The 17,313-nt window shown below is 49.8% G+C and carries 17 protein-coding genes; 7 read left to right on the top strand and 10 right to left on the bottom strand.

Translation table 11 applies throughout. The annotated features are described in order from the left end of the window. Positions 1–5: 5 nt before the first annotated feature. From AC4MRN_RS00300 to AC4MRN_RS00285, 4 genes are all read right to left on the bottom strand, one after another. Positions 6–578, bottom strand: a complete 573-nt coding sequence (locus AC4MRN_RS00300; RefSeq protein WP_255051819.1) for a hypothetical protein — start codon at positions 576–578, stop codon at positions 6–8. A 14-nt stretch (positions 579–592) separates the two neighbouring features. Beyond that, entirely contained in the window at positions 593–1,777 is a 1,185-nt protein-coding gene (locus AC4MRN_RS00295; RefSeq protein WP_073318035.1) for a S1 family peptidase, read from the bottom strand. Positions 1,778–1,982: 205 nt separating this feature from the next. Continuing rightward, complete coding sequence (locus AC4MRN_RS00290) at positions 1,983–2,228, bottom strand: SlyX family protein (RefSeq protein ID WP_073318038.1); 246 nt, start codon at positions 2,226–2,228, stop codon at positions 1,983–1,985. Then, the gene (locus AC4MRN_RS00285) at positions 2,225–3,172 is read right to left on the bottom strand and encodes a WD40 repeat domain-containing protein (protein ID WP_491202180.1); all 948 of its coding nucleotides are present in this window, start codon (positions 3,170–3,172) and stop codon (positions 2,225–2,227) included. The genes AC4MRN_RS00290 and AC4MRN_RS00285 overlap by 4 nt, the downstream gene beginning before the upstream one ends. Positions 3,173–3,517: 345 nt before the next feature. Between AC4MRN_RS00285 and fkpA the strand changes: the two genes are divergently transcribed. Next, on the top strand, positions 3,518–4,285 hold the full coding sequence (fkpA, locus tag AC4MRN_RS00280) for an FKBP-type peptidyl-prolyl cis-trans isomerase (RefSeq protein ID WP_073318042.1): 768 nt from the start codon (positions 3,518–3,520) through the stop codon (positions 4,283–4,285). A 292-nt stretch (positions 4,286–4,577) separates the two neighbouring features. Here the strand turns inward: fkpA and AC4MRN_RS00275 are convergent, their stop codons facing one another. After that, the gene (locus tag AC4MRN_RS00275; RefSeq protein ID WP_073318045.1) at positions 4,578–4,862 is read right to left on the bottom strand and encodes a hypothetical protein; all 285 of its coding nucleotides are present in this window, start codon (positions 4,860–4,862) and stop codon (positions 4,578–4,580) included. 240 nt (positions 4,863–5,102) lie between these two features. Here AC4MRN_RS00275 and greB point away from each other — a divergent pair, with 240 nt between their 5' ends. Both greB and AC4MRN_RS00265 read left to right on the top strand, forming a co-directional pair. After that, positions 5,103–5,591, top strand: coding sequence for a transcription elongation factor GreB (gene greB, locus AC4MRN_RS00270; protein ID WP_073318048.1), 489 nt, complete (start codon positions 5,103–5,105; stop codon positions 5,589–5,591). A 183-nt stretch (positions 5,592–5,774) separates the two neighbouring features. Then, positions 5,775–8,108, top strand: a complete 2,334-nt coding sequence (locus AC4MRN_RS00265; protein WP_073318719.1) for a Tex family protein — start codon at positions 5,775–5,777, stop codon at positions 8,106–8,108. 62 nt (positions 8,109–8,170) lie between these two features. On the opposite strand, the gene AC4MRN_RS00260 is transcribed toward AC4MRN_RS00265, so the two are convergent. The 3 genes from AC4MRN_RS00260 to bioH form a co-directional block, all read right to left on the bottom strand. Next, the gene (locus AC4MRN_RS00260) at positions 8,171–9,085 is read right to left on the bottom strand and encodes a putative metalloprotease CJM1_0395 family protein (RefSeq protein WP_073318050.1); all 915 of its coding nucleotides are present in this window, start codon (positions 9,083–9,085) and stop codon (positions 8,171–8,173) included. 5 nt (positions 9,086–9,090) lie between these two features. Further along, complete coding sequence (locus AC4MRN_RS00255) at positions 9,091–9,423, bottom strand: hypothetical protein (RefSeq protein ID WP_491202167.1); 333 nt, start codon at positions 9,421–9,423, stop codon at positions 9,091–9,093. Positions 9,424–9,558: 135 nt separating this feature from the next. Beyond that, positions 9,559–10,353 carry a pimeloyl-ACP methyl ester esterase BioH gene (bioH, locus tag AC4MRN_RS00250; RefSeq protein WP_370246114.1) on the bottom strand — a complete coding sequence of 265 codons (795 nt, stop codon included), beginning with the start codon at positions 10,351–10,353 and terminating at the stop codon, positions 9,559–9,561. Positions 10,354–10,404: 51 nt separating this feature from the next. On the opposite strand from bioH, the gene AC4MRN_RS00245 reads away from it, so the two are divergent. Next, complete coding sequence (locus AC4MRN_RS00245; RefSeq protein ID WP_491202166.1) at positions 10,405–11,187, top strand: ComF family protein; 783 nt, start codon at positions 10,405–10,407, stop codon at positions 11,185–11,187. 86 nt (positions 11,188–11,273) lie between these two features. On the opposite strand, the gene AC4MRN_RS00240 is transcribed toward AC4MRN_RS00245, so the two are convergent. Further along, positions 11,274–13,940, bottom strand: a complete 2,667-nt coding sequence (locus tag AC4MRN_RS00240; protein ID WP_491202165.1) for a M14 family zinc carboxypeptidase — start codon at positions 13,938–13,940, stop codon at positions 11,274–11,276. Between the two features lie 121 nt (positions 13,941–14,061). On the opposite strand from AC4MRN_RS00240, the gene nfuA reads away from it, so the two are divergent. After that, entirely contained in the window at positions 14,062–14,640 is a 579-nt protein-coding gene (gene nfuA / locus AC4MRN_RS00235) for a Fe-S biogenesis protein NfuA (protein ID WP_073318724.1), read from the top strand. A gap of 21 nt (positions 14,641–14,661) precedes the next feature. Then, positions 14,662–14,886, top strand: coding sequence for a hypothetical protein (locus tag AC4MRN_RS00230; protein ID WP_491202164.1), 225 nt, complete (start codon positions 14,662–14,664; stop codon positions 14,884–14,886). Here the strand turns inward: AC4MRN_RS00230 and AC4MRN_RS00225 are convergent. Next, entirely contained in the window at positions 14,864–16,126 is a 1,263-nt protein-coding gene (locus AC4MRN_RS00225; protein ID WP_491202179.1) for an MATE family efflux transporter, read from the bottom strand. The two genes, AC4MRN_RS00230 and AC4MRN_RS00225, sit on opposite strands and share 23 nt — an antisense overlap. Positions 16,127–16,222: 96 nt before the next feature. Here AC4MRN_RS00225 and AC4MRN_RS00220 point away from each other — a divergent pair, with 96 nt between their 5' ends. Then, the gene (locus AC4MRN_RS00220) at positions 16,223–17,308 is read left to right on the top strand and encodes a polysaccharide deacetylase family protein (protein WP_491202163.1); all 1,086 of its coding nucleotides are present in this window, start codon (positions 16,223–16,225) and stop codon (positions 17,306–17,308) included. Positions 17,309–17,313: the final 5 nt, after the last annotated feature.

Raw genomic sequence — 17,313 nt, 5'->3', positions numbered from 1 at the left:
GCTTGTTACTCGCCGAAATACTCCCAGTATTCAGCAAAGGTTTCCTGAGAAATATCAGATTTACTTAACTCATTCAGGAACTGCGGCAGGGTATCCAGCAAGAACTGCTCTTCCGTTGGCGTGGTCTGATGCTCTTTGTACGCCGATGTCCAAAAGTTATTCACGTCCGTGGAGTCCATCATGTACTCAAAACTCTCAATTGACCGTCCCTGAACAAACACGTCATAGCGAACTTTGAACTCTTTGTTCGATACAACCGGGATAATACCAAGGGTACTGGCTGACAGCATCAGTGACGAAAACTGGGTGCCATCCTGTTTCGTACGATGTCCTTTCAGCACACGCACGCCAATAGGCAGGCCCACAGCCTTGTCATCCAATGCAGTAAACGCTTTGTATTCTTCTAGTTTTTCCTTAATCGACTTGTCTTCAACATTGGTAACAAAAAACACCGGCGGGTACGCCTTTCCCTCGTGGGTGTAGTTGAAGATAGCCGCTTCAGTGTCCTGCGCGAATGAATGAGATACGGCGGCGACACTCAATAAACACGATGCTACGGCAAATCGGTACATTTTCATTGTTCGAGACTCCCTTATTGGTAGCATAAAACTTGATTGGTATATTCAACGGCTTGTTTTGATGCCTCTTCAAAACTCGCTGCCGGCGCATTGGTGCTGTACGAGAAGCCCCCTTTGTTCAGGAACTTCGCAAGCAGTGAGGTACCAATGGCAAAGTTCACATTTTGCGATGTCGTACCGGCGTTAGTCAGCATCATGCGTTGGTTCAGAGAGCCAGAAACGACCCCCAGAAGCTGACCGCTGTAGTCGACCACAGCACCACCGCTGTTACCCGGCTGTACTGGCGCAGAAAACTGAAAACTGCCTTTGGCTCCCTTTAATCCGCCTTGTGAGGTAACGTTACCCACGGTAAGCGAAGGATAATCAGACAGCAAGTTAGACAATGGGAAGCCTGTCGCAAACAAAGGCTTTCCTAAGCTTACATCGAGTTCTTCACTGATCGAGATGCTTTCCGGGTTCTGATATTCCGTCGTCAGTACGGCTAAATCCAGTAACTCACTTGACTTGGCAATGGTTGCAGCGTGAGTTTGGCCTTTGTGTTTCACCTCAACCAGAATACACTCGCTTACAACATGAGCAGCGGTCACCAGCGTACCGTTTTTATCAATGTAAAACCCGGTACCCGAGCCTTCAGGGTTAATGTCGTCAAAGAAATCCTTAATTGAAACGGGTTGGTCAGCTTCAGATGCTGTAGCAACTAAATTGCGATCCTGACTGTTCAGGAAATCAATGAGGTTTTCTTTAATGCTTTTCACAAAGGCGTTATACACCGCGTTAAAGTCGTACACCCCGCCTGTTCCGCTGGCACTGCTCTGTACCTGGCGCTTGAATACGGTATCGCCGTTGCGGTTTTTGATCACAAGCTCAAGATCAGACTCGTAACCGCCCCAGACAAAGTCCCAGTCGCTCACAGCTCCCAGTTGAATTAAGTAATCAAAATCACTGGTGGAAGACAACTTTTCGCTGTTCGAGAAAAAGTCTTTAACAACCAGCTCTGCTGCTTCTTCCAGTTTTCCATAAAAGTTAATTTTTCTATCGGGTTTGCTTTTATCAACGTAGTAAGCAACAGACACATCTAATGGGAGTTGAATGTCCGGGTTGAGTTTACTTTTCGTTTTTACCTGTGACGCATTTTGTACAGGCGTGGCTTCACACCCCAACAGGATGAGGGATATGAGTACAACTGCTATTTTTTTCATGTAAATTACAATCCGTTGGTAGATAGGAATTTTCGCTAAAAAGCAAGGTAGGACAGTGTGTTGATGTTGCAGACGCGAGTCCATTCTGCCTTTTGTTGAACGATTATGCGCCACTCTTCGCTGAAAAGTAAAGAGCGGCTAAATCCTACTTTGGATGAAGTTATTTGCCCGCACATGCAGAGAAAAAATAATATTTTTCACCGCGCTAATAGTGCGGTGGCGGCGTTTCTTCCGACATTTTGGCAATGTTTGACGGCTCCATGCCTTTTACTTTGTCGATGACGTGCTTCAACTGAAATTCCATCTTTTCAAGCTGACGCTGCTGAGAAGACAAGGCATCATTCAGCGCATCGATGGTATGTTCCTGAAACGCCAGTTTGGTTTGCAGTTCTTCTATGGCTTGATTTGCGACCGCAAGCTCGTCGGCAAGTTGTTGTGATTCAGAAGTCATAGTGATGAATTACTCCAAAGTTCGGCTAATCCGCTGCTGCTCACTGACAACACATGTTGGGGGTCAATAAAGCCTACGGCATACACCACCGCAGACGGCGGGGTCATATTTTCTCGCGGCGCCACTTTCCATTCAGCCACTTGCTCACCCGTTTGCACATCCCACACATAAACTCGTCGGGACGGCGCACCGGTTAGCAAGTACTTACCATCTTCAGAAAACACCGCATCGGTAAAGATTTTCTGGCGCGCAATATACTGCAATTGACTGACAGGTTCACCTGTTTGTACATTCCAAATCTGGGATTTTTGCTGACTGTCTGCGGTAAAGGCATACCGCCCTGCATCATCCAGCGCTACCAGAGTCACTCTGCTTGGATGCGTAAATGTGTGGATTACCTGCCCGGTCTGCGTACTCCACAAATACGCCACATAATCATTGCCTCCCGTTAAGGCATAGTTGCCATTCGGGGTGATATCCACACTGTTAATGCGTTCCTGATGCCCTAAAAATTCGATTCGGCGGCCAGATTCAGGTTCGAAGTACATCACCTTACCATTCGAACGCCCGACTAAAACCCCACGCCCCTGATTAGACACCGCAATATCGCGAATAGTGGACTCATCAATTCGCCAGAACCCTACTGGTTCCCCGCTGGTTAAACTCCACAATGCAAAGGCTTCTCGATCTGACGTTACTGCGTACTGGCTGTCTGCGCCTATGTGCACACTGGCAACCAGGTTATTACCTTCCCCCTGATGACTCCACTGAAACAAGGGCTGTGCCTCGCCATAGCGCCATACATGAATACCATTGTTGATACCCGACACCACACTGAGTTGACCGTCTGGCGAAATATCGGCGGCATAAGCTCCTTCTTCAACCAGCCTCCAGCTGTTATCAGGCTCTGTGCCCGGCACCGTGCAGCCATACAAGCCCAGCATCAGCAGACAACCTGGTAAAAATTGAAGGAACGATTTTGCAGTTATCGTGGTCATAAGCGTTTTGTTGTTACCCTGGCTGACCTGTTTAACCGATCAGTTTAATCAGCCCAGGTCACAAATATAAAGGTATACCCCCATTGTAAAACACCGCACACGTAGTGCAATGTGATTCACTAGCCGGTTGTAACCGGTAATTCATCGGTGGGGACTCGTTTTTTATACCAAGCGTGTTACAGTACCTGAGTTTATTATCGGACGCGAAAAAATTACCTTTACATACGGCAGTTGATGCGGGCTATTGTGGGCTATGCGAATTGCCGGATTAAATTTATAACGGAGAAGTTTATGCAAAAGTCGATTGTTGCCCTTTCGCTAATCGCAACATTGGGTCTGGCGGCATGTCAGCCTCAGCAAAGTGCAACTGAACAAGCAGCTGCCCCTGCCATTAAAAAAGAAGAAATGACTGACGCCCAAAAGCAAGCCTACGCGATGGGTGCAAGCATGGGTATGTTCGTGTTCACACGTAACAAGCAAATGGAGCAGTTTGGCGAAGGTCTGGATACCGCGGCGATCATGCAAGGCATGAAAGACGGTATGAACGACACGTTATTGTTCGAAACTGACGAAATTCAGCAATTGGCCCAAGCTGGCGAGCAAGCTATGCGCGCCAAGCAACAGGAAATGGCAACACAGCTTGCAGAGGAAAACCTGGTAAAAGGTGCAGAATTCCTGGCTGAAAATGGCAAGAAAGACGGTGTTGTCACCACTGAATCTGGCCTACAGTACGAAGTAATGGTTGCCGGTGAAGGCGCCAGCCCGGTTGCAACTGATACGGTAAAAGTACACTACAAAGGTACTTTACTGGACGGCACTGAGTTCGATTCTTCTTACTCTCGCGGCGAACCTGCGGTATTCCCACTGAACCGTGTTATCCCTGGTTGGACGGAAGGTGTTCAAACCATGAAAGAAGGCGGTAAAACCCGCTTCTTTATTCCTTCTGAACTGGCTTACGGCGAACGTGCTACAGGTAACATCACACCAAACTCTACATTGGTATTTGAAGTAGAGTTGTTAGAAGTGGTGAAACCGGAAGCTGAGGCAGAGGGCGAGTAATAAGCCTGGCGTCACCAGTACCGAAAAAATGGAAAAAGCCGACAGTAATATGTCGGCTTTTTTACAGCACCAGTCCCTGCTTGTCTGTGAGTCCCTACTTTTCTGCACCATTACAGCCTTAACGTTTAGGCCAATGGATGCGCCCAAATAGTTATTCGGGCAATGTTTGTCAGACAGTGTTTGTTTGTCTCTATAAAGATAGTACAAGGCGCTGACTTATCCAGCGAAAAGGGGTCATTGTTTAGGAATGATTCGTTCTAAAAACGACGTGTTTATAACGACAATAATGTCGTTAAGAAAGGACGCTACGGCGGCGGTCAGGAGGCAGTTTGAATTTACCCACTTTTTGAAGAACCAGCTTGCCTAAGCGGTACATACCAAGACCCACCAGTATGGAAATAATGGTTTTGGTGTCCTCGTGTTGTGTCAGTGCTTCGATAGTTGTCAGAGCAAACATCAATACACCGGTAATCAGCAATACGAATCCCATTAACGCCAGACCAAGCACACCCGCAGACGCATGCCGAAGCGATGACTCTGCATTGTTTGGTTGCTCATTTTCAGTTGGTTGACGCATAATCTCTTCAGTTCAGGTAAAGTCGATGCCAGTAATTCATTAGTCACTTCAAATGTGACATCGTTCAGTTAATTTACATTTTAGTTACATTAATCGACTTAGCAGCGAGCCACCATGGACCTTTAGTATAGATTGTAGTCATTAATGTGATTTATTCACCAAAGCTACAGCATTTGTCGCTAATATGCTACACAAGTTATCGTCTGTTTCCGGTATTTTTTTAACTTTTTATAACAACTTATGGCAAAAACACCGTTAATTACCCGAAAGGGCTATCAAAAACTCCGTGATGAGTTGGATTACCTGTGGCGCGTAGAGCGTCCGGAGATCACCCGTAAGGTGACCTGGGCCGCCAGTTTGGGCGACCGCAGTGAGAACGCTGACTACCAGTACAACAAAAAGAAGCTACGAGAAATCGACCGGCGTGTCAGATACCTTCGCAAGTGTCTGGAAAACCTTAAAGTGGTTGACTATCACCCTCAACAGGAAGGAAAGGTATTTTTCGGCGCATTTGTAGAGCTGGAAAATGACGACGGTAAAGTACTGACAATACGCATTGTAGGTTACGACGAAATCTTTGATCGCAAGGATGTGATCTCAGTGGATGCACCCATGGCCAGAGCCCTGATTGGCAAAGAAGCAGATGACGAGGTAACGGTGGTGACTGAAGCGGGCCGTTTTGATTGGTGGATCAATAAAATATGGTACGACACCACTGACAAGATATAGGGCAAACCGATGTGACACCCGAGTATTCGATGCTATACTCAGGCCCAAATATAACGGGCATAGCCTGTTGATTCGCCTATGAAGCAGTTAGAATTAGCAGCGTGTTGCTCAGTCTCACAACGATCGCATTAAGGTAGGAAAGGGTCACTTTCCATAACTATCGACTACCGCCTGAATTCCATGATGATAACAAATACCATTGCCAACGAACTTGCCGTTAACCCTAAACAGGTTGAAGCCGCAGTAAAACTATTGGATGAAGGGGCTACCGTACCGTTCATAGCCCGTTACCGTAAAGAAGTTACGCAAGGACTGGACGACACCCAGTTGAGAACGCTGGAACAGCGCCTGACATACCTGCGTGATTTGGAAGACCGTCGCCAGGTCATCATAAAGTCCATTTCCGAGCAGGGTAAGCTTACCGACGAGTTAGCCGCACAGATCCAGCAAGCAGACAACAAAACAACACTTGAAGACTTGTATCTGCCGTATAAGCCGCGTCGCCGGACTAAAGGCCAAATCGCCATCGAGGCTGGTCTGGAGCCACTGGCAGATGCGTTGTTCAACGATCCTACATTAAACCCTGAGAGCACCGCTGAAACTTACGTCACTGCCGACAACGGTGTAGCAGATACCAAAGCAGCACTCGAAGGCGCACGTTATATCCTGATGGAGCGCTTCGCTGAAGACGCTGCGTTGCTGGCGAAAATCCGCCGTTATCTTAACGACAATGCGCATATCCGCAGTCGTGTTGTGGAAGGGCAGGAAACCGCCGCCGTAAAATACAGTGATTATTTTGATCACAGTGAAAAGCTGGCAAATGTACCGTCGCATCGCGCATTGGCGATGTTCCGCGGACGCAACGAAAGCATGCTCCACATTCAACTGGTTGCCGACCCGGGACAGGAAGAAGCACCAGGGCAAACCTCACACTGTGAACACTTAATTGCTGAGCACTACAATATCCGTAACCAGGGCCGCCCGGCAGATAGCTGGCTTGCACAGGTTGTGCAATGGACCTGGAAAATTAAAATCGCGCTGCACATGGAAACCGAATTGTTTGGTCAGCTGCGCGAAAAAGCCGAGGAAGAGGCCATCAACGTCTTTGCCAAGAACCTCAACGATCTGCTGATGGCTGCACCCGCCGGTGCAAAAGTCACTATGGGGCTGGATCCGGGTCTGCGTACCGGCGTGAAAGTCGCCATTGTGGATGCCACAGGTAAAGTAGTAGGTACCACCACTATCTTCCCGCATGCGCCGCAAAACCAGTGGGATAAGTCCCAACGCACGCTGGCAAATCTGTGCAGACAACACAAAGTGGAATTAATCAGTATCGGTAACGGTACCGGTTCACGGGAAACCGATAAGCTGGTAGCCGAAATGCTAAAAGCAAACCCGGAACTGGGCGCGCAAAAGATCATGGTGAGCGAAGCAGGGGCTTCGGTTTACTCAGCGTCTGAACTGGCATCAAAAGAATTACCCGGGCTGGACGTGTCGCTTCGTGGTGCGGTATCTATCGCTCGTCGTCTGCAGGATCCACTGGCAGAACTGGTTAAGATTGAGCCGAAAGCCATTGGGGTCGGTCAGTACCAGCACGACGTAAGCCAAAGCATGTTGGGCAAATCGCTGGATCAGGTTATTGAGGACTGCGTAAACGCGGTAGGTGTCGATGTGAATACCGCCTCTCCAGCACTGCTCAGCTACGTATCAGGCCTGAACAAAACTCTGGCTCAGAACATTGTTAATTTCCGCGACGCCAACGGCGCATTTGCCAGCCGTAAAGACCTGAAATCTGTAGAGCGCCTGGGACCCAAAGCCTTTGAACAAGCCGCGGGATTCCTGCGTATTGTGAACGGCACGAACCCGTTGGATGCGTCAGCGGTGCACCCGGAAGCCTACCCTGTGGTTGATGCTATCGTAAACACAGCTGCCGTAGCGGTAAATGACCTGATTGGTAATACGGACTTACTGCGCAAGCTCAACCCTGAAGAGTTCGTCAGCGACGCCTTTGGTGTCCCTACAGTGAAAGACATTTTCAAAGAACTGGATAAGCCTGGGCGCGACCCTCGCCCTGAGTTCAAAACCGCAGCCTTTAAAGAAGGTGTAGAAACCATTGCCGACCTGAAGCCCGGTATGATTCTGGAAGGTGTGGTAAGCAATGTCGCTAACTTTGGTGCGTTCGTTGATGTCGGAGTGCATCAGGACGGTCTGGTACACATATCAGCGCTGACCAACAAGTTTATCTCGGATCCGCGAGAAGTGGTGAAAGCGGGTGACATTGTTAAAGTGAAGGTGCTGGAAGTCGACACGCAGCGCAAACGTATTTCTTTTACCATGCGAATGGATGACACGCCGGCCCCACAGGCAAAAGGCAACAAGCCAGGTGGCAAACCAGCCAAATCAGGCGCTAAGCCAAGAGCCAGTAACAACCGCGGACAGGGCAAACCGTCCTCGCAAGGTAATAGCGCGATGGGTAATGCTTTTGCCGATGCGTTTGCCAAAGCAAAACAGAAATAGTTACACATAAACCAAAAACGGGCCGTAAATACGGCCCGTTTTTTTTTGTTCAAAATTCACTATTACGCTGTGGCAGAGAAGCCTTCAGTCATCGGTGAAGACACCGATTTATAGAAACCGGCGATAACCTGATTGCGTTGCTGCATCTGCGACACGTTCACGCTTTCTATGTCTAAGGAACGTCTGCCGCCGGCACTGCGCGGATCGATGTCGTTATCGACCGCTAATTCATCCAGCTTACGAGTCGGAATGTCAGCCGGAGCAACATCCACAATGTCCTCAAGGCTGGGGGGCTCCATTGCAGCATCGCTATCACTGCTAACCTCGTCATTGCGCTCTTTTGCCGCTTCAGCCCGGGCTTCAAACGCCAGTCGCGATGCTTCAGCAGCAACCTGTAAGTCCTGCGGTGACGGCTCAGCTGGCGCTAATGCCGCAGCACGCACCTGCTGCATTTTGCGGATCGTTTGTTCTGGTGTTGATTCGGCAGAAATATCAATAGAAACCTGACCTTCTACCGCGTAGCGCTGTCCATCTGGGCCTCGTTGAAATTCGTATTGCGGTGAACCCGCATACTGGCCACCAGTGGTGGCATGAGCCTGCTCGTGCGCACGCACTTCCTGGTCGCGCTGCTTGAGTGATTCAATTTCGCGTTGTTCAGCTTGTTGCTGCTGACGATCGCGTGCATCGTCCTTACCAGCACTCTCATCATCCGCATTGTCGAATTGTTGCTCTGCTGTGTTTTGGCTTTGCGCAGCCTGATTAGGCTGCGGTCTTTCATACGTGAGCGGCTGCGCTATTTTTACCGACGATTTTAATTTATCCGACTCAGAGCCGAGGCCCTGCTCAGCACTGCCTTGTTTCGAATCAGACGCCTGAGGAATGGTCTCGCGGGTGAGATTATCCCGCCGGGCTGCCTCGGTATTCAGATTTGCCGTAGGAATGGCAAAGGTAGAAGGAATTGGCGTGACAATATTCATGATAATCAGGCCAGCGTGTCGATAATTTTACCCACGGTGTCGTTTGCAACATCAATCACCTTGGCTGACGCCAACGCATTTTTACTGTACAACTGCATCGACAATAAATCAGAGGTGAGGCTATCGCCGCCAGAAGGCAACAAGCGGGATGTATTCGACAGACTCTGCACTGCCGCATTGGCTAATAATTCAGTAGGACCGTTGGCGGCCACATCCTGCTGAGCCGAACGCTGGGCAATATTAAGCGCAGACTGCGTCATGCCGTCAAACGACCGCTGCAATCCAAACTGGCCAGAAATGATGGCCGAATTAAAATTATTCGCAATTACCCCAGACATACACTACCTCTACTCTCTCATGGCTAATTATTAATCAATTTTGGCCATTTGAAAAGTTTTATGTCTGTTTATCGAGCGTAAAACTGCACTGAATGCAGCGTATTCTTTACAACAGTGCAGCCCCGATGATCTGCGCTAACTGCAGCGTTTGTCTATTCTCGCCAGGTTATGTACAAAATTACTAATAATATCTGCAGTTTGCGTGGGATGACTAATAAACGGGGCATGTGCAGCATGCGGCATAACAACGGTATCTGCAGAAGGTTGTAGCTCGTGGATACGATCAATACCACTGGTGGGTACCAAACTGTCCAACCGACCATACAGGCGCAAGGTAGGCTGGCTGATGCGCCCAATATCGGCGCGCAAGTCAACGCTTTGCAGGAGCTGAAGACCAGCCTCCAGCGCATCCACCGACGGATTCGGCAGTGTTTTAACCTGCTGACGAATGGTTTTTACATCCTGTTTTGCGGTGGCGCTGCCCATGGCCTGGATCGCCAGAAAGCGATCAAGGGTCTTGTCGTAATCTCTGGCCAGCTGTTGACGAAACATCGCCAGTACCTCAGGCGCTATACCTGGCCAGCACTTATCAGCAACAAAATAAGGGGTAGAGGCTAGCGTCACAAGTCCGGCTACCCGTTCACTGTGATGGAGTGCAAGTTGTTGCGCTACTAGCCCACCGAGCGACCAACCCACGACAACGGCATCGTCAGGAAGTGCAGGGGCCACGGCATCTGCTAGCTGCTCCAGGGTGTACTCACTGGGCAATGTGTTGGCATTCGTACCAAAGCCCGGTAGACAGATACGGGTAATACGAAATTGATTTTCGAAATAGGGCAAGAACTCCGTAAATACGGCACTGTTCATACCCCAACCGTGTATAAAAACCAGTTCTTTTCCCGATCCCTGGGACAGGCTTTCAAGCCTCACATTAGTGTTATTCTCAACCACGCAATGGCTTCCTCTTGAAGGTTTAGAAAAGTGTACCTGAGCAAATTAAAAAGCGGAATAAAAGATTTCACTTCATCGGTTCAGCGCATTCCGCAGTGCTTGCCGGACAGCCATTGCTATCTGTGCCAGCAGCCCACACAAAGGCTGATATGTGAAGTATGCGAACAAGACTGTTTGTTCTTTAATACGCCGGTACTCCCTGATAATTTGCTGCTCTGGCCGCCAATCAAAAAAGGCTTGGTATCAGGGCGCTACACTTCAGTGCATGCCTGTAGTTACTATCAGTGGCCAACGGATCATCTTATCAACCAGTATAAAAACGGTCACCCGCAGCTAACCCAGACGCTGGCTGACTGGTTTGTCGCTTATGCACTGCCCTCGGAGCCATTCCTGCCGGACTGCATACTGCCAGTACCCACCTCTTCCTGGCGCTTTGCCAGACGGCGCTACCACCAGACCTTATTGTTAGCGAATGCAATAGGACGCCGTTTATCCATTCCGGTGCATGCCAACTGGGCGTCCAGACGCAGCTTTCAACGTAAACAGCAATCATTGGGAAGGCGGGAACGACTTAACAATTTGAAACGGGCTTTCGCCCTGAGTAAGGACCCTTTGCCCTCGCGAGTGGCGATTCTGGATGATGTAGTGACAACCGGGGCAACTGCCGCTGCGTTAAGCAATATGATCTATTCAGCCTACCCCGAAACCTCAGTAGCACTGTGGGTCCTTGCCATTACACCAGCCAAAGCCGACCCTGGTGCGCTGGTATCCGGCCAGATCCGTCAGCAACGTGTGTTGCTGCAGCAATATTAGTCCCTATTTTTAGGGCCGTGTGTATGCATTGGGATAAATGACACTGCGCCTCACCCAGGGTGGTAAAGCGCAGTGCTGAAGGGTGATTAACGGATTGCTTCGGACAGCAGTAATGCATTGCTCATTAGTTTACTGGTGCCATACCAATAGCCACGAAACTGTGGGTTATCGGTAAAACCAATTACCCGGCCACGTCCCATTGGTTGCGCCACAACAGCGGCACTGCCGGCAATTTTTTCAGCCAAGACATCGGCACTGTAACCCGCCACCAGCGGCGATCGCGTATAACGGGCAGGCACATTAAATGGAGACTGAGAGCTGCTAATTACCGTGTTGGTTGTTTTAAACACATGCAAGTAGGGTTCATCAAACCCGTAAAACAGCGGGTGTGTGACATCGATATTCGCTATGTATACCGCACCAGCAATAAGCTTTTTAGCCGCAAGCGCAGAGCGATCTGCATACGTTAACCCAGACTCATCAAACAGCCTGTCGACATCATTCCGGTCGGATACCTGCACAGACAGCCACTTTTCCTTACTAAACAAAGAAAGGGCCGACATCTGTCCTATCAGGGTACCGCCAGCTTTCACCCACTCACTGATCGCGTTACTTTGTTTGTCGTTAAGATCATAACGGCCGGAGGCGAATACGATGTGAGAATAGTCCGCCAGGGTAATTCGCCCAAGGCGTTCCTGCTCAATCAGTGTCACAGGCATACCGATTTGGGTATCCAGATGATGCCAGATTTCTCCCACCTGATAAGGGTTAGTACCTTCGCCGCATATTACCAGTACTTTGGGCGCTCTGGCGGGCACCATGCTGCGGCTACCTAAATCACTGCCTACCGACGTTGAACCACTGGTAATGGAATACACAGGCACCTGATGCTTAGCACTGGCCGAAGCAATCAGGGCACCAACATTTTCAGGCTGCACAACGCCAGCTGGCACCACGATGCTGCCCAATTCAAACGCTCTCTCGCCTTGGGTTGTCATGGCGTTGAACGACGTAGTGGCAATGCGCGCATCGACACCCGCAGAGAGCAACGCTTGTAATAACGCCGGTGATGTAAAGTGATGCCATTCAAACGCATATCCATAGGCGTCGCTGGCAACTGCAGGCAATTCGTTCTGATGCAATTCACCGCGTTTTACCCGTTTCAACTCACGTGCAGTAAGCGAGCTAAACCCAAGATCAAACGCCAGCGGTAAATTCCAGTTGGACACGTCGTAAAACGTATTGTCCGGGAATTGCTGCTGCGTTGAGAACAGCGATTTGATCAGTCGGTATTTTTGCTGGTTCAGTGGCACAACCAGCGTATGCGCCGCAGCAAACGTTTTATCGTCTGCCGATACATCGTTTTCAGGCACAATAAAATCAATGCCGTGCTGTTCAAATACCCATTTCGCCCGCTTTAAGCGCCAGGCATCTTTAGGTTCGTGTAGCACATAAGCCGCAATATCGTCGTCTTTAATGAGCGACTGCGTTTCGTTGTAAAAGCGGCGGGGGTACTCTGTAAGTGCCGCTTTGTTCTTTAACGCACCGTCGAACACGGCCAACGACATCGTAAATTGATTTTGAATGGTTTGCGCGAACGCCACCGGCCCATTAATGGAATCCTGCAGATGCCCGCGGCTACTGGCTTGCTCAAATAAAATTCCGATACTGCCTTGTGCATCCGGGTAAGTAGAACCTTTGCCGTAGTAAAAATCGTCAAAGCCTTCTTCACTGAAGTAGAGATTTTTTTGATCATCGAAGGCCTGAATAAAACTGTCTGCCAGGGCTTCGGTTAACCGCACATTCCCTTCTGGCGTGAAGGGGTTCTTACGACTTGGCACGCCAGGCTGGAAAAAATACGTACTATCGGTACCCATCTCGTGGAAATCGGTGAGCACATGAGGCCGCCACTTCTGGAATTGTTTGATGCGAGCCTGGGATTCAGGGTGAATGAGCATCAGCCAATCGCGGTTCAAGTCAAACCAATAATGGTTTGTTCGCCCGTTTGGCCAGCCTTCCGTGTGCTCGCGATGTTCCGGGTCGGACGAGAGCACCTGACCTTTATGCATATTTGCCCATTGCGCAAAGCGTGACAGCCCGTCCGGATTGAACGAAGGGTCCAGCAAAACTACATTATCGCTTAACAACGAGGTAACCCGAGCGTCGTTCGACGCCGCCAGGTAGTAGGCGACCAACAGCGATGTATTCGCCCCGGAAGGCTCATTACCATGCACACTGTATCCCATGTATAGCACCAATGGCGCGCCATCTTCTGCGCGTGTGCCTTGGGTTACATTCTCGACGTGGGCTTTTTGCCACTGCGGCAATTTGTCACGATTCTGGGGAGCGGTAATCGTCAACAACAATAACGGGCGCTGTTCATGGGTGTAGCCAGTCACCTCGAGGCTGATACGGTCAGACGACTCCGCTAACACCTGCATGTATCGCACAAGCTGATCATGACGGACATGCCAGGTACCCACATCGTAACCTAACACTGACTCAGGCGTGGGGATATCCGGATTAAGGGCACTGTTTACCGGCAGGTAATCCGTCGCGGGCTTACCCGCTGCGAAGCTAAACGGGCTACTGCAAATTAACAGCATGGCCAGCGCCAGGTGTCGGGAACTATGCTGTTTTAGAGACTTCTTGCCTGTTAATACGTATGTATCCTGTGCGCGATCACGAGTGACTACACACCGGACTGCCTTCTGAATACCCATCCAGAAACCGGTTCGAAAGACTTTCATCATTGTAATACTTAGCCTTGTACTATCTGTCGTGTATTTGGGCTGATTATTTTAATACCCGAGTGTTTTACTCAGGTAAATTTGTTATCATACCGTCAATTCTATGATTATGCAGGACTCTATCATGATCTCAATATCTACAGAGGCACAGGCTCACTTTGTTAAGCTACTGGCTAACCAGGAGTCTGGCACAAATATTCGGGTGTTTGTGGTCAATCCAGGTACGTCTACCGCAGAGTGTGGCGTATCTTACTGCCCACCAGATGCTGTTGAACCTACTGACATGCGTTTACCCTTCGATGGCTTTGATGCCGTTGTTGACGAAGAAAGCGCACCGTACCTGGAAGAGGCCGAAATTGACTATGTCACGGATCAGATGGGCTCGCAACTCACGCTAAAGGCACCGAACGCAAAAGCACGTAAGGTCGCCGATGACGCCCCATTGGTTGAACGTATCAATTACATGATCGAATCAGAAATCAATCCTCAGCTTGCCAATCACGGCGGAAAAGTCGTGCTGCTGGAAGTCACTGAAGAAGGGTATGTTATTCTGCAATTCGGCGGCGGCTGTAACGGTTGCTCAATGGTAGACGTTACCTTGAAAGAGGGGATCGAGAAGCAAATGCTCGACCAGTTTGCAGGTGAAATCAAAGGCGTACGCGATGCCACTGAGCACACTGCGGGCGAGCATTCATACTACTAATGCATCAGCGATAGCTGGGCAATGGATACGGTAACGCCACCCAAAGGTTGGCACCGATTTACCCGGGGGTTACTCATATTCGCTCTGGGGTTTGGCATGATGCTAATCGGTGCCTGGTGGTGGCTGCCACTTTACTATGTCGGTATCGCCACACTTCTTTGCGGTTTTATCTGGGCCATGTCAGGCTACCTGGCACTGTTATGGTTCAGACTGACAAAAAACATTAACCCTGGTCGTCGGCTCTGACATAGTACAGATAGAAACTGCCTCCCAGCGTAATGCCTCGTGCCAGCAGGAAAGCCAGTAGCGCCCACCACAGGGCTTCATTACCCGCCTCACGCAGTACAAACCACACCGGGAAATACACTACCAAAGCACTGATTATCATGGTGTTACGCATTGATTTTGCCTTGGTGAGACCTACAAATACGCCATCGAACAGAAAACACCAGTGCGCCAATAATGGCAGTAATACCATCAGTGGCAAATAGGGCATGGCGGCGGTTTGCAAGGCGTTAATATCTGTGAGCATCCTCACAATGTTGTCTCCAACCCCGTAAAACGCCAGGGCATAGCCAATGGCAACAACGCTCGACCAAATCAACCCCCGGTGCGTTTGTGTCACAACGCCTTCCTTGCTTTTTGCACCCGCCGCTTCGCCCACTGTGGCCTCTACCGCATAAGCAATGCCGTCCAACCCCAGCGCAATTAATACAAAAAACTGCATGAGTATGGCGTTAACTGCCGTGGCGGTCTCTCCATAACGCGCTCCCTGTATGGTCAGGAACGCAAGGCAACCCTGCAAAGCGAGATTGCGTAGCAACATGTCGCCATTGAGCTTCATCAGTACTTTTTGGGCACTGCGACTAAACCATTGCCAGACTGGCTTCACCCCATCAACATGCTGAATAGCGACACAGAACCCCATTACAGCCATGGTATATTCTGCTATCACGCTGGCCAGTGCCACCCCCTCAACGCCCATACCAAATGACCAGACAAACAGCAGGTCTAGCCCGGCATTGAGCAGGTTGCCAACTACCTGAATGAACAGCACTGCACGGGTTTTCTGCTGCCCTACCAACCAGCCAATTAATGCAATATTGCTCAACGCCGCCGGTGCGCCCCACACTCTCACGTTAAAATAGGTTTCCGCAAACCCGGAGACCACCTCAGAGGGGGCGGTGAGTGTCAGCCCAGCCCACAATACGGGTTGCTGCAAAATCAGCAATAGCAGGCCAATCACCAAGCCGACAAATGCCGTCTGGTAAAAAGTTTTTGCGATTTCTTCACTGCTTTGCTTGCCTCTGGCCTGTGCACTCAGCCCTGTCGCAGACATGCGTAAAAAACCGCAAACCCAGTAGATTTGAGTGAGAATCAAGCCACCTATTGCGGCCCCGGCCAGCGGCGCAGACACCGCCATATGCCCCATTACGGCCGTGTCTACCAAACCCAACAAGGGCGTGGTAATGTTAGCCAGAATCATCGGCACCGCTAAGGTCAGCAGAGTGAAATGTGCGGGCAAGCCCCGTTGTAAATACGCTGCGCGGGTCACGACAGTCCACAATAGTAAGGAGAATGCATGCAGTCTATCATGAGAGCCTTGGTTATCTCGATGTTGATATGGGGTTTTACCGCCGCTCTCAACGTAGCACCGGCAAAAGAAATGAAGAATGTCGGTGCGGTGATACTGCTTTACCATCACGTTGCAGAAAACACGCCGCGCAGCACGTCTGTTACACCGGACGAGTTTGCTGAGCACCTTGCTTTTATCAAAGCAAACTATGTTGTCTTTCCCCTAAAAGACATTGTAGAGGCCGCCAAACACAATACGCCGTTGCCCGACAATGCGCTTGCGATCACATTCGATGATGGTTACAACAATATTTATGAAAACGCCCATCCTTTACTAAAAGAATACGGCTTTCCTTATACCGTGTTTATCAATCCGTCGGTGATTGGCGTTCAGTCTAACCAGCTAAGTTGGGACACGGTGAAGGCCATGCACAACGAAGGGGTGACGTTTGCCAACCACACGCTGGATCACCTTCATATGTTGGAAAAACGCAATGGCGAAAGCGAGAAGCAGTGGCTAAACCGGGTGTGGCAAAACGTCACGGACGCCGAGGCGCAAATTACCGCCCAGGTAGGTGAATCATTAAAGTACCTTGCATACCCTTTTGGCGAGTACAACGAAGTACTGGCTAACAAGCTGCAAGAGCATGGCTACATTGGATTCGGTCAGCACTCTGGTGCCGTTGGGCCGTTTTCAAATCTGGCTGCTATTCCGCGCTTTCCTGCTGCAGGCCCTTACGCAAAACTCTCTACACTGAAAACCAAAATGGCCAGTTTTGCCATGCCGGTGGTAAACATGTCGTTGCCCAACCCCGAGCTATCCAGTCCAACCCTATCGGCACCCATTACAGTGACACTGGATGCGACCGTGGCAAATCAGCTGCGCATCAACCAGGTAACCTGTTATTACCAGGGTGACACATTGCCGGTCGAGTCAAACGGAAGTCAGTTTAGTGTGGAATTGAAAAACGCCTTGCCGGTAGGCCGTTCCAGAGTGAACTGCACAGCGCCTTCGAAAACGATGGCGGGCCGTTACTTTTGGTATTCAATCCCATTTTTCAGAGCTGACAAAAACGGCAAATACCCGGATTAATGAGC

The organism is Marisediminitalea sp. (genome assembly GCF_984433645.1).
This window is presented reverse-complemented; position numbering and strand designations above follow the sequence as displayed.